Here is a 24752-nt window from a genome sequence, read left to right as displayed (position 1 = left end):
TCGCCCTCCGCGCAATTCGTGAAGATCGGACGCTGCACCAGCAATTACACGAAGAGAACAAGCAGTGGTTGATGAGCAAAATGAAGGACGCCGAAGACGGCATCGGCTTCCGGATAATCAGCACCTATCGGCACGTGGCGAAGGCCGGCGGGACGGAAGCGGCCTGGTTTGATCTGGGACTGCCGACCGTGGGGGAAAGGTCGCTGCTGACCCGACGCGTGGGGGACTTTCTGCGCGCCGAGGATGTGTTGGTGAGCCGGTTGCCGCCGCGGCGAGTCTTGGAGAAGGCGCTGCGGCCGGATGATAACGAAAAACCTGTGGGCGAGATCGTCGAGGCGTTCTTGAAGTATCCGCATCTGCCAATGTTGGAGAGCGAGAAGGTGGTGCGGGAGGCTATTGTGCAGGGTGTTCGGGACGGCCTGTTTGGTATCCGCATGGGCGATGAGATCCTTTTCCGCGTCGCACTCTCGGCCGACGACCTGGACGATGGGGCCATCCTCGTGCGAGCGGCAGCAATCCAAGCCGTTCCGCCACCCGAAGGCGGGCGTGCAGTCGCAGCCGGGCCGGAACCTACTGCCGTGAGAGAAACAGCGGCCTCTGCCTGCTCGCCGTCGCAACCGAGCGAATCTGGCATTCGATTCTATAAGGTGCATGCGCAGGTACCGTGGGACAAACTCACGGATGTCGTGCGCGGGGTCATTGGTCCTCTACGGAATGACGGCGCGGAGCTGGAGGTGGAGGTCATTGTGACGGCGCGCTCGCCATCGGGCGGAATCCGAGAATCGACCCTGAATCAGAAGGTGCGGGAAACGCTGAGCCAGATCGGCGCGCATTTTGAGGAAGAATCCGATCCGTAGCTTCCTCTCCGTTCCTGCGGCGTCAGGTAGCGACCCCACCATCCGATAGCGCGGACCTTCCCGCTGCCACCCGTCGTGTCACGCACTTGGACGCCGGCCGCAGGACGGCGGCTCAAGAGGTGCGAGGTTCGATGATGAGGAGAAGGTCGCGGCTTTCGACCGGGGAGCCGGGTTTGACGCGGATCTCTTTGATAACCCCGTCGGTCGGCGCATAGACGGCGGTCTCCATTTTCATCGCTTCGATGCTGAGCAGTTTCTCGCCTTTTTGGACCGCCTGCCCTACCTGCGCCGTGAGGGTGGAGACCTTGCCGGGCATCGGCGAAGCGACATGGCCCGGGTTGTCCGGGTCGGCTTTGACGTGCTGCGGCGCAGCCGCCTTCCGCGAGCGATCGGCGACGCGCACGGTGCGGGGCTGACCGTTCAGCTCAAAGAACACCTCACGAGTGCCGTCTTCCGACGGCTCGCTGACCGTCAGGAATTTGGCGATAAGCGCCTTGCCGGGCTCCAGTTCGACCGTGATCTCAACGCCGGGGCGCATGCCGTAGAAGAAGACATCGGTTGGCAAGATCGACGTGTCACTATAATGTCTGCGGTGCTGCTCCAACTCGAGGAAGATCGACGGGTACATCAGATAGTTCAGCAGATCCGTCTCTGTGGGCTCGCGCTTGATCTTCTCCTCGAGCTCCCGAGCGACCTTTTCGAAATTGGTCGGGGGCAGCAGCTCGCCCGGCCGTTTGGCCATCGGCGTTTTCCCGCGGAGGATGATGCGCTGCAGGTCTTTGGGCCAGCCACCGAGGGGTTGGCCCAGCCGGCCTTCGAACAGCTCGACGACGGAGGCGGGGAAGGAAATGTTGCGGGATTCGTCGAACAGGTCTTCGGGCTTCAGGTTGTTGGCGACCATGAACAGCGCCATATCGCCGACCACCTTGCTGGTGGGGGTCACCTTGATGATGTCGCCGAAGAGTTTGTTCACCTCGGCGTACATGCGGGCAACCTCGGGCCATCGCGGGCCGAGTCCCATGCTCTTCGCCTGCTCCTGCAGATTCGTGACCTGGCCGCCGGGCATTTCATGCTGATAAACCTCGGCCGTGCTCGCCATCATGCCGGATTCAAACGGGTAATAGAGTTTGCGGACGGCCTCCCAATAGGCGGAGTAGGCGTTCAGCGCGTGGATGTCGAGTTTCGTGTCGCGCGGGGTGTTGCGGAACGCTTCGACGATCGAGTTGAGATTGACCTGGCTGGTCAGGCCGCTCATCGACGCGACGGCGCAATCGACGATCGAGGCGCCGGCCTCAGCGGCCTTGATGATGGCGGCAGCCTGCACGCCCGCGGTGTCGTGCGTGTGGAAGTGGATGGGGATCCCGATTTCCTCCCGCAGCGCGCGGACGAGTTTTTGCGCGGCGTAGGGCTTGCAGAGGCCGGCCATATCCTTGATGCCGAGGATGTGCGCGCCGGCCTTTTCGAGCTCCTTCGCCATTTTGACGTAGTAGTCGAGCGTGTATTTGTCGCGCTTGGGATCGAGGATGTCCCCCGTGTAGCAAATGGCCGGCTCGCAAATGGCCTGGGTTTCCTCTAGCACGGCGTCCATGGCAGGACGCAAGTTGGGCAGCCAGTTCAAGCAGTCGAAAATCCGGAACACGTCGATGCCGTGTTCCGCCGCGCCTTTGACGAAACGCCGGACGACGTCATCGGGGTAGTTTGTATAGCCGACGGCGTTGCCCGCGCGGAGCAGCATTTGGAAGAGGATATTGGGGATTGCCGCGCGCAGTTGGTCGAGGCGCTCGAAGGGATCCTCTTTCAGGAATCGCATCGCGCTGTCGAACGTGGCGCCGCCCCACATTTCGAGGCTGAATAGGCCGTGGAGGCGGCGCGCGACGAACGGCGCGATGCGCAGCATGTCGTAGGTGCGGACGCGCGTGGCGAGCAGCGATTGGTGCGCATCGCGCATCGTCGTGTCGGTGATCAGTGTCCGTTTTTGCGAAAGGACCCACTCGGCGAATTTGCGCGGTCCCAGCTCCTGCAGGCGCTGGCGCATGCCGGGCGGCGGCGCCTGGTCCAGCGCGCAGGGCGGTGGTTTCGGCGTTTCGAGCGCGCGGCCGTCGGTCCGGCCCTTGACCTCCGGATTGCCGTTGACCATGACCTCGCCGATGTACGTGAGGAGCTTGGTCGCGCGGTCCCGACGGTGCGGCCAGCGGAACAATTCGGGCGTGTCGTCGATGAACGTGGTGATGGCCCGGCCGCTCCGGAACGTGGGGTGTAGGATAAGGTTGTTGAGGAATGGGATGTTCGTCTGCACGCCGCGAATCCGGAATTCGCGAAGCGTGCGGTCCATCCGTTGAATAGCCTGCTCGAATGTCGGCGCCCAGGTCGTGACCTTGACCAGGAGCGAGTCGTAATACGGCGTGATCACTGCGCCCGCGTAGGCCGTGCCGCCGTCGAGGCGGACGCCGAATCCAGCGGCGGAGCGGTAGGTCGTAATGCGACCGTAATCGGGAATGAAGCGGTTGGAGGGGTCTTCTGTCGTGACGCGGCATTGGATCGCAAAGCCGCGCGTTTCGATTTTGTCCTGGGGCGGGATCGCGAGCTGTGGATCGTCGAACGGTACGCCCTGCGCAAGCAGGATCTGCGCGCGGACAATGTCGATTCCGGTGACCATCTCCGTCACGGTGTGTTCGACCTGAATTCGCGGGTTGACTTCGATGAAGTAAAATTCATTGGTGTCGGCATTGACGAGAAATTCGACCGTGCCGGCGCAGAGGTAATTGACCTGCCGGACGAGGCGGACCGCGGCATCGCAGAGCGCGGCGCGCACCGCGGGGTCGAGATTCGGCGCCGGGGCGATCTCCACGACCTTTTGGTGGCGCCGTTGCACCGAGCAATCCCGTTCCCACAGGTGTAACACGGTTCCTCGCCCGTCGCCCAACACCTGAACCTCGATGTGCCGCGCGTGGCGGATGTAGCGCTCGACGAATACCGCTGGATTTCCAAATGCGCCGCCCGCCTCACGCATCGCCTCCTCGAGCTTGGGCTCCAACTCGGAAGGCTTTTCCACCACGCGCATGCCGCGGCCGCCGCCGCCAAAACTGGCTTTGAGGATCAGCGGGTAGCCGACTTTTTCGGCGGCTTTTTTTAGCGCGGGCCCAGGCTTGACCGGTTTCTCCGTTCCGGGAATTGTCGGCACGCCGACCTGGGCGGCCAGGCGCTTGGCTGCGAGCTTGTCGCCAAAGGTCCTGAGCATTTCGGGTGTCGGCCCAACGAACAGAATGCCGGCATCGGCGCAGGCCTGGGCGAAATCGGCATTTTCGGAAAGAAATCCGTAACCAGGGTGGATCGCGTCCGCGCCCACCCGCTTTGCCAGCGAGACGATTCCCTCGATGTCGAGGTAGGCGGCGACGGGCCCCTTTCCTTCGCCGATCAGGTAGGCTTCGTCCGCCTTGAAGCGATGCAAAGCGAAGCGGTCCTCATGGCTGTAGATCGCAACAGTGCGGATCCCCAATTCGTTGGCGGCCCGGAACACGCGGATGGCGATCTCACTACGGTTCGCAACGAGAAGCTTCTGGATTGTCTTCATCAAATGGGCTCCTCAACGGTCTGCGATGATTTTGATTTTTCTGCACTAAGGAAAGCGGAATTTACGCGGGACCCTCCGGTTTGCGCTGGACATGCGCTAGGCGGCCTCTCCACTGGCGGCGGAGGAGGTCGCGATGGTTTCCGGTGATGGCGATTCCCGTTCGCCGTGCGGGCCGCCGCGGTTGTCCACCAGCGAGAGACACCGCGGGCTGTCGATTCGGAGGCGCGTTCAGACTGGTTCTGGCAAGCGTGCCGGAACGTGGGTGGTTCTTGCAGACCCTGTCGAGGGGGGCGTCTTTCCGCGGGAGCGAAGCTCGGCTTCAGGTGGGATGAACAGCGATCTGGCGTCGAGGGTCGATCTCCGCGGCGCGAGACAACAGGGTCTCCATCCAGTTTTCCGGCAGTTCGGAAACGGATTTCCGAAGTCGTTCCTGCCACCACGCCGACATGTCCGCGAGGTCCTGTTTTTCGAAACGGTGCTCGATCATTTCGAACGACCCGGACGGATAAAGCACGACGTCGATGGGGAAGTCCACGTCGGCCGCGCTGATGCGGGTGGAGTCGAAAGCGAGGCAGCCGACCTTCAGGGCGAACCGCATCGGGTCGGTGTATTTGAGCGTTCGGTCAAGGACGGGCTTTCCGTAGCCGGAGGCCCCGATGATGTGATAAGGCGTCCCCTGCCCGACCTCGACCCAGTTTCCCTCAGGATAAAGCAGGAACAACTTGTGCTCCTTGTCGGCGGCCATCTGCCCGCCGATAAGGGTGTGGATGTTGAAATGGAGTCCGGAGGCCATCAGCGCCTCTCGGTCCTCCTTGGCGACGCGCCGGACCTGTTCGGCGAAGAGGTTCACGGCCTTGAAGAGCCTGTCGCATTCGCCGAGTCGCGCATCCAGCGCCTCCTCGAAATAGGTCAGGGACTTGTCGCGGACGGAGCGGAGCCCGGACGTCATCATGAAGAAGGCATAGCGGTCGCCAAAATAGGTTGAGATCTTCCGGGCCCGGATGCACTCGGTGCCGGATGTCACGCGAGTGTCCGCAATGCCAACAAGTCCATCTTTCACTTTCATCCCGAGGCAAAACGTCATAGAGCACTCCTTTCACGGCCGGACGTCGATTCGGATTTGCCAGGACAGCGTGGATTCAATAGCACCGCCGCCGTAGGTTCCTTCAACCGGAGCGGCGCCTTCGGGGGCGGGCGCCGCTGCCAGCGGCAGGTGCTCGTCGCTGACGGCCAGTCCACAGGTCGGATCATACCCTCGCCAGCCAGCGCCCGGCAAATAGACTTCCGCCCACGCGTGAAGGTGGTGGCGATCCACGGGGCGGCGACCGCGCCAGTAACCGCTGACGAATCGGGCGGGAAGGCCCTGCCACCGGCAAAGGTCCATGAAAAGGACGGTCAGATCCCGGCAGGCGCCGGTTTGGCTGGCGAGAGTTTTGGATGGTGGTTGGGGCGGGCCCTCCTCCCGAATGGTCTTGTGGAATCCGGCCAGGTGCTCGGCGGCGATGCGGAGGAATTCGAGCGTTCGCGACCCGGCCTGCTTGGCAAGCTTTGCCGACAGGCGCGCAACGGCGCCGCTTTGTTGGACCGGCTTGAGATAGGGAGCCAATAGACGCGCGTGGTCCAGCTTGGCGGGCAGCACCAGCGCGCCGGGGTTCGTGACGATGAAATCAAACGGGTTGCGCGGGATCGTGCGCGCCTCGATCGAGGTGGCGATGCTCAGGGATTCGGTACTGCCCGCGAACCAGGCGGCATGCACAAAATTTCCCGCATCGTCGATGTAGTCAGTCTCGCCAACGGGCTTGGGTCGGATATCAATCGACCAGCGAATCACGCGGACACCGGGCGCCTGCTGGGGACACAGCCTCAACACATGCGGACCCAGCAGGGCCGGCGCGCTGTACCGGTAGAGCGTGGTGTGGCGCACGTTGAACAGCATGGGCTGGCGCTACTGCTGCTGTTGCTGCGGGTTGTAGACCAGGATGGCTTCCGTGCGGATGGTCGCAGGCCCAGGTGAAAAATAGGTGTCGTGGATTCCCCGGCTGATGGCGTTGAGGTCGGCGAGCAGCTCGTCGAGCACCTCGTGAAGGCCGGCGAGCACCAGGTCTTCTGGGCGGGCATAGGTCAGACGCGCGTGTAGCCGGCCCAATTGCTGCTCGGGCGGAGTCCGGAACGCGCCCGCCGGCGTTCCGCTGATGGCATGCAGGTGGCCCTGCGCGCGGTCGATGCAGTAGAGCGCCGATCGCGGGAACGTCCGGTCGAGAATAAGAAATTCAATGATTCGATCCGGCCGCACGCGCCCGAACCGCTTGCGGTACATTTCCAGCGCGCTGGCGGATTTCAACACTGCGCACCACAGCAGGTCGTCCCACGGCATGCCGACCTCGTCGACGGACGGCAGGAGGATGAAGTATTTCACATCCAGCAGCCGCGCGGTCTTGTCGGCTCGCTCGAGCATCCGGCCGAGGCGCAAGAAGTGCCAGGTTTCGCCGTGGGACATGGTGTCATCGGCCAATCCGTGCAACAGATGGCTCGCGTTGCGGACCTGCGAGTAAAACTCATAGGGGATCATGCCGCCGGAAAATCGCTCGGCCGCCGCTGTGATCATCTCGTGAAACCGGTGAATCTGCTCCCACAGCTCAAGCGTAATGACGTCGCGCACGGAGCGGGCGTTCTCGCGCGCGCGGCGGATGCAGGAGGCAATCGAATTGGCATAGCGCGTATCGAACGTCAGAAACCGCAGCACATTCTCGCGCGTCGCTTCGCCGTACCTGTCGAAAAATTCGGCCCGGTCCCCCGTGATGTCGATCAGCGGCTCCCATTGTTCGCCGGCGCCTGGCGGCAGGTCGAGCGTCAGATATTGATTCACCTCGGCAAAGCGGGCGATGTTCTCAGCCCGTTCGATGTAGCGGCCGATCCAGTAGACAGATTGTGCGACCCGGCTCAGCATGTGTCCTCCGACAAAACCCAGGTATCCTTGCTACCCCCGCCCTGAGAGGAATTGACGACGAGCGAACCTTTCTTCAGCGCCACCCGCGTGAGACCGCCGGGCAACACGCGGATCGAATGCCCATAAAGAATGAATGGACGGAGATCAACATGACGGGGCTCGAAACGATCCTTGACAAGGACAGGCGCGGTGGACAGCGAGATGACGGGCTGCGCGATGTAATTCCGCGGCGCCGCCCGGATGCGGTTGCGAAAGTCATTCAGTTCCGCTCGCGTCGCCACCGGCCCGATCAACATGCCGTATCCGCCGGATTCGTTGGCCGCTTTGACGACCAGTCGGTCGATGTGCTCGAGGACGTAGTTCCGGTCGGATTCGACCCAACACAGATAGGTCGGGACGTTGGGCAGGATAGGTTCCTGATCCAGAAAAAATCGGATCATCTCTGGCACGTAGGCGTAGACAACCTTGTCGTCCGCGACGCCCGTCCCCGGCGCGTTGGCGATCGCAACGCCTCCGCTGCAATAGGCCTCCATCAGTCCGGGCACTCCGAGCACCGAATCGGGCCGAAAGGCCAAAGGGTCCAAAAAATCGTCGTCAATTCGACGATAGATGACGTCGACCGGCTCCAAGCCGCTTGTCGTCCGCAGGAGGACTCGGCCCTGATGCACCATAAGGTCCTCGCCCTGTACCAGCGGCACGCCCATGGCCCGCGCGAGCAGCGAATGCTCGAAATACGCCGAGTTGTAGGGTCCAGGGGTTAGGACAACAACGCTTGGCTTGGCTCGGTGCTCTGGCGCGATCGCCTGCAGCACATCGAGGAGGCGGTCGGGGTAATCCTCGACGGGCCGCACGCCCAGCCGCTGGAATAGCTCCGGAAAAATGCGTTTCATTACCCGGCGGTTCTCCAGCACATAGGAGACGCCCGACGGGCAGCGCAGATTGTCTTCCAGCACGTAAAAATCGCCCTTTTCGTCTCGAACCAGATCTGTACCGGTGATGTGACACCAGACACCCAGCGGAGGCTCGAGACCCACGCATTCCTGCCGAAAATGCGCAGCCGATCGCACCACTTCGGCGGGGATCCGCCCCTCTTTGATCATCCGCTGGGCGCCATATACATCCTGCAGAAACAGATTAAGGGCCTCGACGCGCTGGATCAGCCCCCTCTCAATCCGGTCCCAGTCAGACGCCGTCACCAGCCGCGGCACGATGTCAAACGGCAGGATCTTCTCCGTCCCTTCCGCATTCCCGTAGACGGTAAAGGTCGCCCCGAGATCGCGCATCATCCGCTCGGCGGATTGTTGATGGCGGACCAGAACCTCCCAGGGCTGCGCGAGCAACATCTCGCCAATCGCCCGGGCATGGGGACGAAATTCGCCTCCTTCGATTAATTCGTCATATGCGCCGATCTCATCGTAATGGAATTCATTCAATGAATTCGGAGAAATCACGCCGAAATGGCAAGCAATCTCCGTGCCATGCGGTGATTAGAACGCAAGAAACTGTTGTTCAGTAGGTTATGAAACACGGGCTCTGCTGAAATCCGAACCGGAAAAACATTCTTGTAATATTATTTGAATAAAGCTACGAAATTGTATCAAGATGTGATCCGGGCCTCGCGCTTGTCGCTCCGCTAAAACATGAGGCGCTCCCTCTCCCCAAGCCTGGCAGCCGTGAGGAAGTCGCCAGAGGACAGGCCGATTCTGTTCGGTCGTGGCCGATGAAACGGCCTACCCCTGATCTCCGCGATCGCAGGAGAAAACGCTGAATTTCGACGAAGGGCCTAAGACGGCTTGACCCTCATCCCCCAGCGGCCAATCGGAGTGTCGCGGGGTCCGGGCCGGCATACAGAATGTAGAGGGGCAAAATCAGGAAACCGATCGCCATGAGCAGCGCGAACACCAGACCCGCCGCATAAATTGCCGGCGTCCACCTTGCACTCAGTGCGCCGAGTGACTGGAGAGAGCTCCAAAATCCATGGCGAAGGTGGAATCCGAGCAGCACCATCACGACCACATAGCCCCACGCCTTCACAGGATCTTTGAAACCCTTCACGACGGCAAGGTAGACGTCTTTCATTTCAACCCCATCCTGAACCACCCTCGCGTGCGGCGCACCCTGGTTAAGCGAAAACATCCATATGTGGAACGGCACAAACACCAAGAGGATCAGACCGGTGATCAGCATTGACCTCGACGACCAGGTTTGTTTGCTCGGACCGCCCTTACTGGCGCGCAACTCGTATCCGATCGGCCGCAGACGACGCTCGTCGAGGCGGACGCCGATCGCCGTAATCACATGGCCCAGAAAGAAAATCAACAGCCCCGCGCGAGCGACCCACAGCAGCGGTCCCAGGGAGTTGAGTTTGTGTGCATACGCATTGAACGTCGCCCCCTGGTCGGGAACGAGCAAGGTCAGATTCCCTGCGAGGTGCACGACGATGAAGAGCATCAACGCGATGCCCGAAATGGCTGCAACGACCTTTCGCCCGACAGAGGAACAGAGAAAACAAGGTTTGCTCATTGCAACTCCTGACCAAGCCAACTCCGTAATGAAACCTTCATGCAAGATGCGAATGTCATTCGCGGCGCGTCACACCTCACAAGTTGGGACCGGTACTGTTCCTGACCAGCTCGTCGAATTGATCGGCGGTCATGAGCCCTTTTTCGACGACCAACTGTTTTGCGGTCTTTTTGGTCGCCAGCGCCTCCTTGACCAGCGCGGCAACCTTGTCATAGCCCAAAATGGGATTCAGCACCGTGGCGAGGCCGCCGCTGGTCTCGAAATATTGATAACAGCGGTCCCGGTTTGCCCGAATTCCGGCGACGCATTTTTCCGCCAGCGAGACAGCTGCTCGCGCAAGGATGCGGTGCGATTTGACCATGTTGAGACCAATGAGCGGCATGTGCGTGTTGAGTTCCAACTGGCCCGCGCCGCAAGCGATTTGGACGGCTGCGTCGTGACCCATGATTTGCATCATCGCCATGTTGGTCGCCTCGGCAATGCTCGGGTTGATTTTGCCGGGCATGATCGAAGAGCCCGGTTCGACGGGGGGCAGGACAATTTCCGCCAATCCCGTGTTGGGCCCGGAGCAGAGCAGCCGGAGATCATTGCAAATCTTATTGATGTCCATCGCGGCCAACCGGAGGGCACCGGACATTTCGGCCTTGTCGGTCAGAAACTGTGTGATTTCGATGCCGTTTTCGGCGGGCCGATACGCATCGCCCGTGTATTCGGCGAGATATTTCGCGATCAGCGGGCGAAACTCCTTTTTGGTGTTGATCCCTGTCCCGATCGCATTGCCACCCTCTCCAATTTCGAGCAGTTTATCGCGACCCTCCTCGATGCGCCGCGCCGCCTTTTTCAGCGCATGGGCCCATGCGCCAAACTCCTGACCTAGCGTCATGGGCACGGCGTCCTGAAGGTGCGTGCGACCGCTCTTGATCACGTCGGAAAATTCCGCCGCCTTCTCTTCTAACCGCGCGATGAGCTGGCGCAGGGCCGCGAGCGTATTTTTGGTGAGATCCACATTCGCCACGCGGATCGCCGAGGGAAAGATGTTGTTGGTGGACTGGCCCTTATTGACGTCGTCGTTCGGGTGGACCAGCCCGCGGTCGCCGCGCCGGCCGCCGAGAGCTTCGTTGGCGACGTTGGCGATGACCTCGTTGACATTCATGTTACAGGATGTTCCCGATCCGGCGTGGAAACAATCGATCGGGAACTGATCGTCGAGTTCGCCCCTCAGAATTCGTTCGCAAGCTGCGAGGATGGCTCCGGTTTTCTTGTCATCGAGCAGCCCGAGGTGATGGTTGGCTTTTGCGCAGGCAAGCTTGAGTTTGACGATGCCGTGAATGATTTCTCGGGGAACGGGCTCTCCGGCCGCATTGAAATTTTGAAGAGAGCGACACGTGTGGACGCCGTAATAAGCATCGGCGGGCACAGCAAGCTCGCCGAATGAATCCTTTTCGAGGCGCGTTGCGCTCATGGGTCCTCCGAAATCTTCTGCAATATATCCGCTGCGGCGCCGCGGGCAAAGAAAACATCGCGGCAGCGGCACGATTCAACGCCCCAGCCCCGTGGCCGGTCAAATTAGATCGAAAGGAGGTAGATTACGATGATTCAAGTGGGAAAATTCGGCCCTTGGATCGTCGGCGCGATTCTGGCCCTTCTGATTGCGGCCGTGGCGGTCCAGGGTTACGTGCTCTACCAGATGCAACTCAATCAGGGGCTTCTCGCGGTCCGAAGCGAGCGGACAGAACCGTCCGTCTCCCCAGGCCAGCGGACCGGCGCAAACCCGTCGGTCCAAACGCCGACGCAACCGGATCGGGATGACTGGTTCGCAGATCCTTTCCCAGGTCCTCTGGGAGATCCATTCGCGGAAATGGAACGAATCCGCGAGCAGATGATGCGGCTGTTCGACGAGTCCTTCCGGCGGTTTGGCTCCTCGCCGTTTGGCGCGAGGGATCGACTGGCGCCCCGCCTCTTCTCGCCGAGCGCGGACATTGAGGACCGAGGCGACAAATACATTGTCCGCATCGATCTGCCCGGCGTGGACAAATCCGAAATCTCGGTGAATCTGAACGGCCAGACCCTCAGCGTCTCCGGCCAGACCGCCGAAGTGAAGGATGAGCGGGACCCTTCCGGCAGGATCATCCGGCAAGAGCGACGCACGGGTCGGTTTCAGCGCGTTCTCGTCTTGCCGGGTCCCGTGCAGGGTGATAATATGGAGGCGAAATATGTGGACGGCGTATTGACTATCGTCGTCCCCAAGGCGACGCGCGGAGACGAGCCTCGCCGAGTGACTGTTCTCTGACGCGGCGCCTTTGGCGAAGGAAATTTTTGGGCGCGCGAAAGGCATCGCCTCCTCCTTCTCCCTCCCCGAAAAGATGCCGCGCGCGCCCTTTTTTTGTTTGCGGCGGCCCAGCCGCCGCAGGCGCTGCCTACAGGGCGCTGGCCGAGCGACATTTTTACGGACATCATCTGCCCGATTCTGGATCTAGCGCGTCGATTCCCGCGTTTTCGGATGGCGCCCCGCGAGGGCTGTCCTATGATGCGCGCGAACATCGAACGGAGGCTCCATGATCACGGCAAAAATCATCGGCGCGGGCGGATACGGCGGCGTGGGCATCACCGAACTGCTGCTCGGGCACCCCGAGGTGAAGATCCGGACGCTCGTTGCCGCGGCCGACACCGGTATGAAAATGAGCGAGCTCTATCCACACTTGGACGGCTTCATCGACCTGCCCATTTTGAAGCCGGACGATCCGGCAGCGCAGGAGCCGGCCGATGTCGTCTTCTTCGCTACGCCCGACGGCGTTGGAATGACCGGCGCGCGCGCCGAGCTCGAGAAAGGGGCCCGAGTGATTGATTACAGCGGAGATTTCCGGTTCCAAACGCCAGAGGAATACGCGGAGTATGCGCGCCGGCTGGGAAAACCCACGGAACACAAGGCGCCCGATTTGTTGCCGCTCTCCGTATACGCCGTTCCGGAGCTGCGCCGCTCCCAGTTGAACGGATCTGTTCGCTTGGCGGGGAATCCCGGCTGCTTCGCCGTTGGCGTGGAAATCGGCCTCGCTCCGGCGGTGGCGCACAAGCTGGTCGAACTCGACAGCCTCATTTGTGACTGCAAGAGCGCCGTCAGCGGCGCGGGCAAAAAGCCGAATCCGAGCTTTCACTACCCCGCCCGGTACGACAACATGAATGCGTACCGGCTGACGGGTCATCAGCATGTCGTTGAGGTCGAGCGCGAACTGAGCCGTCTGGCCGGTCAGCCAGTTGCCGTCACGTTTACGACGCAGGTGGTGCCGGCGTGCCGCGGCATTCTCTCCTGCCTCTATGGGGAACTGCGCCCCGGTATCGGGCGCAAGGAGGTCATGGACGCCTACCGCGACTTCCACAAGGGGAACATCTTCGTCCGAATTTATGACCGCAACGCCGCCATTGGTACGGCCCACGTTCGCGGCAGCAATTACTGCAACTTGATCGTCGATGTCGACGAACGCACCAACAAGTTGCGCGTGATTTCGCACATTGACAACTTGATGAAGGGCCAGGCCGGTAACGCCTTGCAAACCATGAATCTCCTGTTCGGCTTTCCAGAGACGATGGGGCTGGACCGTCCCGGCCAGTACCCGTAGGCCAGAGACCTTCTACAGGGGGCGTCCTCCCCTCGTTCACGAACCGCCAGCGCGTGGACGGCCGATGCGGCGCTCGGGCAGATATTCGACGCTGGCGGTGCCGCGCTTCGGCTGCGGATAAAGGCTCATCAGCTGCATCACATCGCGCGGCATGGTGGTGCTGACGTTTAGGCCAAGCTCCCGCGCCATCGACGCGGTGATCGGGAAATCATGCGTCCAACGTTCCCCTCCGGCGAGAAGCGCGGCCAGCGGCTCGGCCTTTTCCACCGGCAGGGTCCTCGTGAGCAGTTCCCGCGCCGCGTCCTTCAGTTGTGCGATGGCCTTCGCGGCGTTGTCGGCAAGCATCAGTGTCTGGTCATCAATTTCCGAGACCGGTTTCTTTTCAACGACCTTCAGGATGGACGCGGCCGCCATCCCATTGAGCTGCGGGTCGACGGGCCCGAGCACCGCATGCGGCGACATCACAATCTCGTCCGCCGCCAGCGCGATCAACGTGCCGCCCGACATTGCGTAGTGCGGGACGAAGACGGTTACCCTGCCCTTGTGCTGGCGGACCGCCCGCGCGATCTGGAGCGAGGGCAGAACCAAGCCCCCAGGGGTGTGCAGGACAATGTCCAGAGGGACGGACTCGTCCGTCATCTCACACGCGCGCAGCAATTCCTCCGCGTCCTGGATGTCGATGTAGCGCATGATCGGAAAGCCGAGCAGGCTCATCGTTTCCTGCCGGTGCACCAGGAGGATCACGCGCGATTTGCGTCGGTTCTCGATGCGCGCAATCAACCGCTGGCGCGCTCCCTCGAGCATGCGCTGACGGATCACCGGCTGCAGCGCGGTCAGGATAAAAAACATCCAGAAAATCTGGCCGAAATCCATCGCTTACCTCCACGGGCGCCAGGCGCCCTCGATGCCGAACTCGTCCTGTTCAAATCGGCGCGGCCGGCATCGCCGACTCGCGCGGAAGAACGGATGCGCCACGAGGCCGAATACGAACCCGCCAATATGCGCCCACCATGCGATGCCGCCGCCGTGCGTGCGCGGCAGCAGGCCCTCAATCGCCGCAGACCAGATCTGCGTGAAGAACCAGATGAAGAGGTAGGTGACCGCGGGCAGCGAGAAAAAGAGCGGGTAGAACAGGATCGGCACCAATGTGATCACTTCCGATCGGGGGAACATAATAAGGTAGGCGCCCAGCACGCCGGCAACGGCGCCGGACGCGCCGACCATCGGGATGTTCGAATCGGCAAACATGTAAACCTGGGCCAGTGCGGCGGCGAGGCCGGAGAGCAGGTAAAAGGCCAGAAAACGGCCCGGGCCCATGCGATCCTCGACGTTATCCCCGAAAATCCACATGGTCCACATGTTGCCGATCAGATGCGCCCAATTGCCGTGCAGAAACATGTGCGTCAACAGCGGCAATCCCGCGCCAAACCAGCCGACGCGATCCTGCCAGAGCGGATCGAGAATTCGCGCGGGAACGAGGCCAAACACACGGATCACCAGCTCGTGCGCGTCGGGCGGCAGCAGCGACGCCAGAACGTGCACAACCACGTTGGCCGCAATAATCGCCCACGTGGCAATCGGCGCGCAACGACTTGGAATGGTGTCGCGAAGCGGAAACATGGAATCAGCCCAACCGCGCGCGAACCGTCGCTAGAAACACCGCCAGCAAGACCACGGCCACCCACATGGGCCATCGGACATCGCGGGCGCGACCCGATGCGACTTTCACCACGGCATAGGCGATCATGCCGATCGCGATCCCGTCCGCAATCGAAAACAGCAGCGGAATGAGCAAAAGCGTAAGGAACGCCGGCAGCGACTCGGACAGATCATCCCAGCGGATGCGCCGGATTTCCAACGACATAAATAATCCGACGAAAATCAGCGCCGGGGCGGTCACGGCTGGGTGGCCGGCAAAGACCTCCACGGCGGGCGCCGCAGCAATGGAGAGTAGGAAACAGGCGGCCGTGAAAACCACCATTAAGCCGGTGCGCCCGCCCTGCTCCACGCCCGCCGCGCTCTCGATGTAGGTCGTGACCGTGCTGGTCCCGAGCGCGGCGCCCACGACAGTGCCTGCCGCGTCGGAAATCAGCGCTCGATTTGCATTCGGAATTTCTCCGTTTCGGGCCAACCCCGCGCGTTCGGTGACGCCGACCAGTGTACCCACCGTATCAAACATGTCCGTGAAAGCGAGCATCAGGATGAATGGCAGAAACTGCAACGACAGCGAGCCGGCCAGGTCGAACCGGAACGCGGCCGGCTCGCGGATCTCGGGCCAACCGAACCACCGTGCGGGCGCCTGCGTGAGACCCAGCCCCAAGGCGAGTGCCGCCGAAGCCCCGATCCCCGCGAGGATGGATCCGGGCCACCGGCGGACGTGGGCCACCACCATCGTCAGCAGCCCTACCGCAAACACCAGGAGTGCCCGAAAATCCAAATCCGTGTTCAACCCGAGCAACGTGCCAGGCTTGCCCTCGATCACCCCCGCGTTTCTCAGGCCGATGAAAGTGATAAACAGACCAATGCCGACGGAAATGCCGGACCGCAGGCTGGGCGACAGCGCATCGATGATGGCCTTGCGCGCCCGCGCCAGGGAAAGCGCAAGAAACAGAACGCCGGACCAAAACACACAGCCGAGCGCAATGCGCCATGGCTGCGCATATCCGAGCGCCCCCACCGCCATGACGACCGACACGAAAAGATAGTTGTTCCCCATCCCCGGCGCCTGAGCGATGGGAAGATTCGCATAAAAACCCATAAGCGCCGAGGCGAAAGCCGTCGAAAGGGCCGTGGCGAGGAATACCGCCTGTGGGTCTAGCCCAGTGGGGTTTCCCGCAAAATCCGTCGCCAACACGGCCGGATTCACGAAGAGGATATACGCCATCGTGACGAACGTCGTCGCTCCAGCGACCAGCTCCGTCCGCACCGTGGTGCCGTGAAACGACAATCGGAAATAGTGTTCGGCATATTTCCGAAACATGGCGCGTTTGTACCCGCAAGGTCCGGGTGTAGCAACCGCCGATTGACCGCACCGCGACCTCGCACGCAGCGCGGACCGAAACTCAGCGCTCAACGAGGCGCAGCAGATCCGCCACCGTTCGGTGGGCCTCGATGGGGTGGCGCAGCGGGCGGCGCGGGTCGATGCGATAGTGGTTCCGCCGCCCCACGCGCTCACGGATCAGCACGCCCGCCTCGATGAGGTCGGCCACAATGTTCTGCACCGCGCGTTCGGTAATCCCCACGCGCTCGGCCACTTCGCGCAGCACCATGTCAGGCTGTTGGGCGAGACAGAGCAATACATGCGAGTGGTTGGTCAGAAACGTCCACTCGTGCGGGCGCTTTTTTTTTGCAGACAACCGACTTGACAGGCCCATGATACGAAATATATTTCGTCAATTGTTTTTCGCGAAATATGAATAGCGAATCACAATTGATGAATGAAATAAGCCTAGCTCGCTCGCGACAGATCGTCAACGCGCGAGCCGGGAAGGAGCCCTCCTCATGACTGAAGCTCACGCCTTGCTGCTACAGAACCTGCTCTCGCCGCTTGTGCTGGCCTTCGCTGTCGGCATGCTCGCGACGCTGATCCGCAGCGAACTCGAGTTCCCGCCGCCTGTGCTAAATGCGATCTCCATTTACCTGGTCCTTTCGATCGCGCTTCAGGGCGGAGTGGAGCTGGCGTCGCAACCGTGGTCGGCGCTGTGGAAGCCGATGCTGGGCGCAGCCGCGGTCGCACTGGCGATCCCCACGTGGAGTTTCTGGGCGGCGCGCCGCATCCTCCGGCTGTCCACCCCCAACGCGGCGGGCTTGGCCGCCCTCTACGGGTCGGTCTCGTCAGTGACCTTCCTCGCGGCGCTAAATTTCGCGGCGCAACAGGGCCACCCGGCGGAGCCCTATATGCCGGTTTTTGTCACCATTATGGAATGGGGCATTCTCACGGCGCTGTTTTGCGCGCGAATGGCCCTCAAGCGCGAGCGCGCGGGGCGGTCGGTGCCCATTCGAGAAATCCTGATCGACACGCTCCGCGGCCGCAGCGTGATCCTGCTGCTCGGCGGCCTCGTCATCGGCGCCGTGATTGGCGAAAAGGGGTTCGCGCCCATCAAGCCGGTGTTCAAGGACGGATTTTATGGCGTGCTGGTGTTGTTCCTCCTCGAGATGGGGATGGTCGCGGCACGCCAACTTCGGGAATTTGTCCAACTAGGGCCCAAACTGCTGGCCTGGGGCATCGCCGCGCCGACCTTGCACGGCCTGGCCGGCGTTGCCCTCGGGCACGCGCTGGGGCTGTCGGCCGGAGGAGCGTTTGTGTTCGGGGCCATTACGGCCAGCGCCTCCTATATCGACGCGCCGGCCGCCGTCCGTGCCGCCTTGCCGGAGGCGAATCCCGGCATCTATCTCACCTGCTCGCTCGGCATCACCTTCCCGTTCAACCTGCTCATCGGCCTCCCGATGTACTACAGCTTCGCGCAATGGCTCACCGGCTGTTGAATTCTGAAACTGAAGTCAAACCCATGAAAGGAGACGCCCCATGAACTCACGGGCACGAATCCTCGCCGCCGTGCTCCTAGCGGCAGCATCTTCCGCCCTCGGAGAGGTTGCGGTAGTCAACCGAGCCATCAGCGAAAAAGAAGTCTTGGCCGCGCAACAGGCATGGGGGCGAGGTCTCGTCGAAATCGGCGAGGCATTCGCTCAGGGCGGCCACGCCGCCGCGGTCGCCCGCGCCGAGGCGCTGATCGATTCGGCCTATGCGTATCAACTCGGCGCGGTACTGTTCAAACCGACACTTACCCGCGCGCCCCACACGTTCCGCACCACACGAGAAGGGGCGCTGTCGTATTTCATCGGCGGAAATCCGGCGTTCCCAGAAGACACAGGGTTCGCCCTACTTGGATGGACCCACGTGGAGGTCGAAAACGCGGCCATTTATATCGACGGCGATACAGCAACCACCATGGGAAAGGTGCGCCTGACCGATCGACAAGGCAAGATCACCACCGTGGACAAGACCTGGCAGTTCATCAAAGACGAGCAGGGTCATTTGCGGATTGTCGTCCATCATTCTTCGTTGGAATATGATGGGCCGAAAAACTAACAATCCTAGAGGAGCCCGGCTATCGCTATGAATACCTATCCCGTTGCGATTGCTCGTGGGGACGGAATCGGTCCCGAAATCATGGAGGCCACCCTTGCGGTGCTGGACGCCGCGCGGGCGCCGCTGGCCTACCGAGAAATCGAACTCGGCGAAGCAGTCTATCTGCGGGGCCATTCGGCCGGCATCGCGCCCGAAACCTGGTCCGTCCTCCGCGAGACCGGTGTGCTGTTGAAAGCGCCGATTACCACGCCGCAGGGCGGCGGCTACAAGAGCCTCAACGTCACGCTGCGCAAGGCGCTGGGCCTCTTCGCCAACGTCCGGCCCGTCCGCTCCTATCACCCCTTCGTCGACACCAAGCACCCCAACATGGATGTCGTGATCATCCGCGAAAATGAGGAGGATGTGTACGCCGGCATCGAGCACCGCCAGACCGAAGACGTCTATCAGTGTCTCAAACTGATCACGCGCCCGGGCAGCGAACGGCTCATCCGCTACGCCTTCGAATATGCGCGGCACCGCGGGCGGCGCAAGGTCACCTGCATGACGAAAGACAACATCATGAAGATGACCGACGGCTTGTTCCACAAGCTGTTTGAAGAGATCGGCGCCGAATATCCGGACATCGAGCGCAACCACATGATCGTGGACATCGGCATGGCGCGAATCGCCGATGCGCCGGAGCTGTTCAGCGTCGTGGTCACCCCTAATCTCTACGGCGATATCGTCTCCGATATTGTAGCGGAAATTTCCGGCTCCGTCGGCCTAGCTCCCTCTGCCAACATTGGCGAACACTTCGCGATGTTTGAGGCGATTCATGGGTCCGCCCCTGACATTGCCGGCAAAGGGATTGCCAATCCGTCCGGCTTGCTGCTCAGCGCGGTCAAAATGCTCGCGCACCTCGGCCTGAACGACCACGCCGAGACCATCCACAATGCCTGGCTCAAAACCATTGAGGACGGCCAGCACACCGCCGACCTCTACACGCCGTCGCGAAGCCGCGCCAAACTCGGCACGCTGGAGTTTGCGCAGGCCGTCATCGCGCGCCTCGGCCAAAAACCCGAGAGGCTGCCGGCGTCCAAATACGTGGGCGGCCGCATCGCGATCCCACCCATCAAACCGCCCGCTCCTACGGTGAAGAAACTGGTCGGCGTCGATGTTTTTGTCTGCGGACGCCACGATGCGAACGCGCTGGGAGATCGGCTGCGCAAATGCGCCGCCGCGCCGCTGGACCTGCAGATGGTCACCAACCGCGGCGTGAAGGTCTGGCCGGACGGCCTGCCCGAGACGTTCTGCGTGGACCACTGGCGCTGCCGTTTCATTGCGCCGTCCAGCGCCGCGACCACGCATCGGGACATCCTCGCGCTTCTGGGCCGAATCGCTGACGCCGGCATCGAGTTTGTCAAGACCGAGCACCTTTACGAATTCGACGGCAAACCCGGCTTCTCGCTCGGCCAGGGTCAGTGAGTCGGCCCGTTCGGTTCTAAAGCGATTAGAGAGCTTGCGCGGAGGGTGCCGTCGCCGAGGACGCGATCGGGAACAAACGCCACCCGCGTGCCGCGCTCCATGCGGCGCAGAGTCGCCCGACCGGCCGCGTCCAAGCTCCGCGTGAGAATTTCCAACTCCCGGAGTTGGCCGTCCGCGCAACAGACCCGCGTGACAAATTTCCCGCGCTGCGGCGTGAGTGGAGCAACCAGCCGCCCGCGGTGCGCGTCGCTGATGGCGCCCCGGCCGCGAGATCTGCGGACCGCGAGGAAACTGAACTTCAGGTGCGGCAGATCCCGGTAGAGGAGGCGGTTGATCGTTTCGGCGATCCGCGGAGGCTGCCACGATCGCACTTCATGGCACCAGAATCGCCCCTCCGCGAGCATCGGGCATGGGCCGTGATGCGGGCACGGGCCAACGATGTTGGCCCATCCCTCCGCGGCCGCACGATCCCGCAATCGCTCGAGCCGCTCCGCGCAGGAGCGAAGGGCAGGCTCGATCAGCACCAGCAATCCCTCCGGCTTCAGGCGGTCCATCTGGCTGCAAATCCATTCGGCCGCGTCGAACGAGGGACAGCCCTCCGCAATCTCGTTGAGGGCAAAGGAGCACAGGATCAGATCAAACAAATCCGGTGCGGACGGCGGTTCCGTCAGGTCACGCTGTACAGTTTGCACCTCGGCAGCCGGCCATAACGCGCGGGCCGATTCGGCCAGACGTCGCAACGCGTCCAGCGCCTCACGCGAGCGGTCCACGGCGCACAGGATCGCCCGCCTCCCGCCGAGCATCGACAGCGCGGCAAAACCGGCCGCCCCCGTGCCTGCGCCGAGATCCAAAATCCGCACCTCATGCACGCCGGTCGGCGCCCGCCAACATTCCTCAAGAACCTTCAGCGTCCGCGCAAACGTTTGAGGGAAGAAAAACAACCCATATGCCGCTCGCGATGCGGGATCATCCGCGTACAGTTCAATGGCGCGCCCGCGATCCACCGTAAATCGATCGCTCAACGCCTGGACGTACGGCCGCGCGCATTCGATCAGCTCCGACTCGTTCCGCGCGCCCCACACGGTGCGCGCCTCGCGAAGCCAGAAAGCCTCCAGTTCGGTCGGATACGTCATGCAGCCCACTTGCGCAACTGTTTGAGAGCGGCGTCCATTTCCTTAGGAATCGGCGATTCGACAACGATCTGATCGCCGCGAAGCGGATGGCGGAAGGTCAGTCGATGCGCATGGAGCGCGAGCCGGCTGAGCAACGGCCGCTCGCCCTCGCGCGGCGGCTTGTATCCGCGCTTGATCTCGGACAGCAACAGGGGGCGCCCGTCGCCATACCAGGGATCGGCGACGATCGGACAGCCGATGTATTGAAGGTGCACCCGCAGTTGGTGCGTGCGACCGGTTTTCGGGCGCAGTCGAAGCCAAGAGTAGCCACGGAACCTCTCCACAACCTCATAAACCGTGATGGCCTGTTTGCCGCGCCGGGCCGCCTTCATCCGGCCAGGATGCTCGAGATCCACCACAATCGGCCGGTCGATCGTCCCCTGATGGGCGGGCGGCCGTCCACGGACGAGCGCAACGTACTCCTTGTCCACCTCGCCACGCTCGAATTGGAGGCTGAGGTCATCCAGCGCAGCCTTGGTTTTTGCGCATAGCACGGCGCCGCTGGTGTCGCGGTCGAGGCGATGGACGTTGAAGACGGTCGGCCCGAATTCGCGGTGGACCCACGCCATCAGGTGCGGCGCGTTTTTGTCGTAGCGATCCGGCGCCACCAAAAGGCCGGCTGGCTTGTCGACTGCAAGAATCGCCTCATCGTCCAGAAGCACACGGGGACAAATCGTCATCGCGTCCATTTTGGGGGTCGCTTGAACATACCATGTCTCACGAATCTCGGTGCAGCCCGCCGCGCGCTCGAATCAAAACCGGCAGTCCTCAATTCGGTTGCCAAACGCTCCGCCCGCGAAATCTGGATGATCCGGGCCTGTGCAGACTCGCGCCTGCTATTCGCTAGCCCGTTTCAAGATTTCCTGCACCAGCCGCAGCGTCGTGCGGTCCCGCTCGGTTTTCGCGAGGGCGCGAACGGCGTTCCAGTAGGCACGATCGGCCAACCAGTAGCCCCAGAACAATCCCGCGCGCCGGACCAACGGATCCTTAGACCGCATGAGGAGATGAGTCAGCGCGCGTACACCACCGACATCCGGCATGAGTTGAAGCAGCGGCTGATAGCGGCCTCCGGAGTCTAGATGCGCCAAAAATGCCTCTTCTGTGCCGACCAAACGATGGAGCCAACCGCGCTTGGTGGGATTCGACTCCAACTCGCGTTTGATCAGTGCAAGGTGGGCGCTGCCGCCCCACGCGGCGAGGTATAAGCCGGATGTAGCCGCCTCTCCGAACGTTGCAGCCCCTCGGAACCTCGATCCCATTTCATCCAGGGCCGCGGGACCCACGGCGATCAGGCGGGCAGCATCCATCGAGCCTCTTGCCAGGTCCATCGCGGTGAGGTCCTCGCGGTCGACGAGCGATGCCACGCGCTGAAACGTCTCCCCGAAATCCGGCGGGATCTGGGCGGATGCACACGCCGCGCAGAGGATCCACGTTGATACAATGAGGCTGTTTATTCGCATTGAACGATCCACAGCACCCCGCCAGACTGGATTCTCTGATCTCAAGATGCAACACCGGAAGATTGACGGCGCGCTGGTCGAACTGTGCGCCAAAGGCTGCAAACGGCCGCTGGATGGTTTCTGGGCGCGCAGCGATCGGCGCAGTCCGACTCTCGCCATTTTCGTGCATGGCATGCACAGCAATTTCTACCGGTCCGCATTCAAAAAGGCGTTTCTCCGCCTGTTGCCCGCCCGCGGCATCGACGTGCTTTCGTTCAACAATCGGGGCGCCGAGCATCAGACCGCTGACGAGGTGTTCGAGCATTGTCGGTTCGATCTCGACAGCGCGATTGCCTTCGGACGATCGCGCGGCTACCGGCGATTTATCCTCATCGGGCACAGCACCGGATGCCAGAAAGCCTTGTATTACGTGCGGCTGCGGCGCCCCCTCGATGTCCAGGCGCTGGTGTTCGCGGCGCCAGGCGATGACTACGCAATCGCGCGGCGCGAACTGGGCGCGCGGTTTTCGACGGCTGTACGCGTCGCCAGGCGCATGGTCAACCAGGGACAGGGCCGTAAAATTCTCCGCCTGCAGGGCGAGCCGGCGTTTCTTGGGTTCACCGCGCGGCGCTTCCTGAGCATCGCCGACCCGTCGCGCATTGAAGCCCGGTTGTTCCGATTCGAGGGACCGATGGCCGAACTCGGATCCCTGCAGATCCCAGCGCTCGTTCTGCTGCCCGAACGCGAGCAATATGCCTGCATGCCGGTTCCCGCGATGGCTGAAAGGCTTTGCGCCCTCCTTCGCTCGCCGAACCAGCACGTGCAGATCGTGCCCGGAGCGGACCACAGCTTTCACGGGAAGGAAATGGACGCGGCTCGGCGCGTCGCGCGTTGGCTGGCTGGGCTCGGCCTGGCGCGGCCAAGGTCTCGGGGATCAAGAAAGCCTTAGCCCGGATAGGGCCGCGGGGCCGGGCCGACATATCGGGCAGACGGCCGAATGATCTGATTGTCCGCCCGCTGTTCGAGGATGTGCGCCGACCAGCCGACTGTCCGCGCCAGGGCAAAGAGGACCGTGGCCAACGGAGCCGGAATCCCGATCTGCTCATAGACGATAGCCGTATAGAAATCGACATTCGGCCCCGGCTTGCCCGCGCTGCGCATCACCCGCTCGATCCGCTCGGCGACGGCGAGCATTCGACGCCCCTCTTCCGACTCGCTGGCCAGTTGGACGGCCCACGGCTTGATCAAATCGCCTCGCGGGTCGGCGCGGTGTTTGTACACCGGGTGGCCGAATCCCATGATTTTCTCGCCGCGTCCAAGCATCTCGCGAATACCCGCTTCGGCCTCCTCCGGCGTCCGAAAACGCGCCAGCAGTTCCATCGCCGCCTGGTTTGCGCCGCCGTGAAGTGGGCCCTTGAGCGCACCGATGGCCCCGGCTATGGCCGAATGAAAGTCCGACAGCGTGGACGCGATCACTCGGGCGGCAAAAGCGGAGGTGTTGAATTCGTGCTCGGCATAGATGATCAGCGAAACGTCGAGCGCGCGCAGGCGCGCCCGGTCGGGCGTCCGGTTGAGCAACGTCTGCAGGAAATTTCCCGCGATCGTGTCATCGCCGATCCGCGTATCGATGCGGCGGCCCTGCCGGTGGTAGATCCACCAGTACACGACGCAGCAGCCCAGGCTCGCGATAAGCTGGTACGCTACCGCAAACTGGTCCCGAAAGCGGCTCTCGGGCTCGAAGCAGCCCATCGCCGAGACACTAGTCCGCAACACATCCATCGGATGCGCGTCCGCGGGCAACTGTTCGAGCAGCAGGCGCATGCGCTCCGGGAGCGCCCGAAGGTTGACCAGCGTCTGCCGGAACGCACTCAACTCCGCGCGGTCGGGCAGCCGGCCGTGCAGCAATAGAAACGCCACCTCTTCAAAGGTTGACCGTTCGCACAGTTCGCTCAGCTCGTACCCTCGATACCGGATCCCACCGACTCCATCATGAATCTCGGAGATGGCCGTCGTTCCCGCGATGACTCCTTCCAATCCTTTCCCGTGGCTCATGGCTGATTTCCTCCGGGTCGACGC

The 24752-nt window shown here is 62.3% G+C and carries 22 protein-coding genes; 7 read left to right on the top strand and 15 right to left on the bottom strand.

Features of this window, described 5'->3' with window-relative positions:
• The coding region (locus NZ740_09080; GenBank protein ID MCS6772161.1) for a hypothetical protein at positions 1–857 on the top strand (857 nt) is incomplete at its 5' end.
• 112 nt (positions 858–969) lie between these two features.
• On the opposite strand, the gene NZ740_09075 is transcribed toward NZ740_09080, so the two are convergent.
• The 7 genes from NZ740_09075 to NZ740_09045 all read right to left on the bottom strand — a co-directional run bounded on the left by NZ740_09075 (position 970) and on the right by NZ740_09045 (position 11360).
• Complete coding sequence (locus NZ740_09075) at positions 970–4428, bottom strand: pyruvate carboxylase (protein MCS6772160.1); 3459 nt, start codon at positions 4426–4428, stop codon at positions 970–972.
• Positions 4429–4747: 319 nt separating this feature from the next.
• Positions 4748–5512 carry a peptidase gene (locus NZ740_09070; GenBank protein ID MCS6772159.1) on the bottom strand — a complete coding sequence of 255 codons (765 nt, stop codon included), beginning with the start codon at positions 5510–5512 and terminating at the stop codon, positions 4748–4750.
• A 12-nt stretch (positions 5513–5524) separates the two neighbouring features.
• Positions 5525–6364: a transglutaminase family protein gene (locus tag NZ740_09065; protein ID MCS6772158.1), complete on the bottom strand. Its 840-nt coding sequence runs from the start codon at positions 6362–6364 to the stop codon at positions 5525–5527.
• Between the two features lie 9 nt (positions 6365–6373).
• Positions 6374–7375, bottom strand: a complete 1002-nt coding sequence (locus NZ740_09060) for an alpha-E domain-containing protein (protein ID MCS6772157.1) — start codon at positions 7373–7375, stop codon at positions 6374–6376.
• A complete protein-coding gene (locus NZ740_09055; GenBank protein ID MCS6772156.1) occupies positions 7369–8826 on the bottom strand; it encodes a circularly permuted type 2 ATP-grasp protein in 1458 nt (485 codons plus the stop codon). Before NZ740_09055 ends, NZ740_09060 begins: the two co-directional genes overlap by 7 nt.
• Before the next feature lie 349 nt (positions 8827–9175).
• Positions 9176–9898, bottom strand: coding sequence for a succinate dehydrogenase cytochrome b subunit (locus NZ740_09050; protein ID MCS6772155.1), 723 nt, complete (start codon positions 9896–9898; stop codon positions 9176–9178).
• A 76-nt stretch (positions 9899–9974) separates the two neighbouring features.
• Positions 9975–11360 carry an aspartate ammonia-lyase gene (locus NZ740_09045; protein ID MCS6772154.1) on the bottom strand — a complete coding sequence of 462 codons (1386 nt, stop codon included), beginning with the start codon at positions 11358–11360 and terminating at the stop codon, positions 9975–9977.
• 129 nt (positions 11361–11489) lie between these two features.
• Here NZ740_09045 and NZ740_09040 point away from each other — a divergent pair, with 129 nt between their 5' ends.
• Positions 11490–12188 carry an Hsp20/alpha crystallin family protein gene (locus NZ740_09040; protein ID MCS6772153.1) on the top strand — a complete coding sequence of 233 codons (699 nt, stop codon included), beginning with the start codon at positions 11490–11492 and terminating at the stop codon, positions 12186–12188.
• A gap of 265 nt (positions 12189–12453) precedes the next feature.
• Positions 12454–13512: an N-acetyl-gamma-glutamyl-phosphate reductase gene (gene argC, locus NZ740_09035; GenBank protein MCS6772152.1), complete on the top strand. Its 1059-nt coding sequence runs from the start codon at positions 12454–12456 to the stop codon at positions 13510–13512.
• Between the two features lie 36 nt (positions 13513–13548).
• Here the strand turns inward: argC and NZ740_09030 are convergent, their stop codons facing one another.
• From NZ740_09030 to NZ740_09015, 4 genes are all read right to left on the bottom strand, one after another.
• Positions 13549–14385 carry an ATP-dependent Clp protease proteolytic subunit gene (locus NZ740_09030; protein ID MCS6772151.1) on the bottom strand — a complete coding sequence of 279 codons (837 nt, stop codon included), beginning with the start codon at positions 14383–14385 and terminating at the stop codon, positions 13549–13551.
• A gap of 3 nt (positions 14386–14388) precedes the next feature.
• Complete coding sequence (locus tag NZ740_09025; protein ID MCS6772150.1) at positions 14389–15132, bottom strand: rhomboid family intramembrane serine protease; 744 nt, start codon at positions 15130–15132, stop codon at positions 14389–14391.
• Positions 15133–15136: 4 nt separating this feature from the next.
• On the bottom strand, positions 15137–16492 hold the full coding sequence (locus NZ740_09020; protein ID MCS6772149.1) for an NCS2 family permease: 1356 nt from the start codon (positions 16490–16492) through the stop codon (positions 15137–15139).
• An 82-nt stretch (positions 16493–16574) separates the two neighbouring features.
• Complete coding sequence (locus tag NZ740_09015; GenBank protein ID MCS6772148.1) at positions 16575–16886, bottom strand: winged helix-turn-helix domain-containing protein; 312 nt, start codon at positions 16884–16886, stop codon at positions 16575–16577.
• A 127-nt stretch (positions 16887–17013) separates the two neighbouring features.
• On the opposite strand from NZ740_09015, the gene NZ740_09010 reads away from it, so the two are divergent.
• From NZ740_09010 to NZ740_09000, 3 genes are read left to right on the top strand one after another with little or no spacing between them, the layout of a single operon-like run.
• Positions 17014–17997 carry a sodium-dependent bicarbonate transport family permease gene (locus NZ740_09010; protein ID MCS6772147.1) on the top strand — a complete coding sequence of 328 codons (984 nt, stop codon included), beginning with the start codon at positions 17014–17016 and terminating at the stop codon, positions 17995–17997.
• Between the two features lie 40 nt (positions 17998–18037).
• On the top strand, positions 18038–18601 hold the full coding sequence (locus NZ740_09005; GenBank protein ID MCS6772146.1) for a hypothetical protein: 564 nt from the start codon (positions 18038–18040) through the stop codon (positions 18599–18601).
• A gap of 27 nt (positions 18602–18628) precedes the next feature.
• Positions 18629–20065 carry an NADP-dependent isocitrate dehydrogenase gene (locus NZ740_09000; GenBank protein ID MCS6772145.1) on the top strand — a complete coding sequence of 479 codons (1437 nt, stop codon included), beginning with the start codon at positions 18629–18631 and terminating at the stop codon, positions 20063–20065.
• On the opposite strand, the gene NZ740_08995 is transcribed toward NZ740_09000, so the two are convergent.
• From NZ740_08995 to NZ740_08985, 3 genes are all read right to left on the bottom strand, one after another.
• On the bottom strand, positions 20059–21198 hold the full coding sequence (locus tag NZ740_08995) for a methyltransferase domain-containing protein (protein MCS6772144.1): 1140 nt from the start codon (positions 21196–21198) through the stop codon (positions 20059–20061). The genes NZ740_09000 and NZ740_08995 overlap by 7 nt on opposite strands.
• On the bottom strand, positions 21195–21917 hold the full coding sequence (locus tag NZ740_08990; GenBank protein MCS6772143.1) for an RluA family pseudouridine synthase: 723 nt from the start codon (positions 21915–21917) through the stop codon (positions 21195–21197). The genes NZ740_08995 and NZ740_08990 overlap by 4 nt, the downstream gene beginning before the upstream one ends.
• A gap of 156 nt (positions 21918–22073) precedes the next feature.
• Complete coding sequence (locus tag NZ740_08985) at positions 22074–22601, bottom strand: hypothetical protein (protein ID MCS6772142.1); 528 nt, start codon at positions 22599–22601, stop codon at positions 22074–22076.
• Between the two features lie 142 nt (positions 22602–22743).
• On the opposite strand from NZ740_08985, the gene NZ740_08980 reads away from it, so the two are divergent.
• Positions 22744–23625, top strand: coding sequence for an alpha/beta fold hydrolase (locus tag NZ740_08980; protein MCS6772141.1), 882 nt, complete (start codon positions 22744–22746; stop codon positions 23623–23625).
• Here the strand turns inward: NZ740_08980 and NZ740_08975 are convergent.
• A complete protein-coding gene (locus NZ740_08975) occupies positions 23622–24728 on the bottom strand; it encodes a 2-methylcitrate synthase (GenBank protein ID MCS6772140.1) in 1107 nt (368 codons plus the stop codon). The genes NZ740_08980 and NZ740_08975 overlap by 4 nt on opposite strands.
• Between the last annotated feature and the right edge of the window lie 24 nt (positions 24729–24752).

The organism is Kiritimatiellia bacterium (genome assembly GCA_025054615.1).
In the GTDB taxonomy this organism is placed as follows: domain Bacteria; phylum Verrucomicrobiota; class Kiritimatiellia; order CAIVKH01; family CAIVKH01; genus JANWZO01.
Note: the sequence above shows the minus strand (reverse complement) of the source record. Positions and strands in the feature narration are given on the sequence as shown.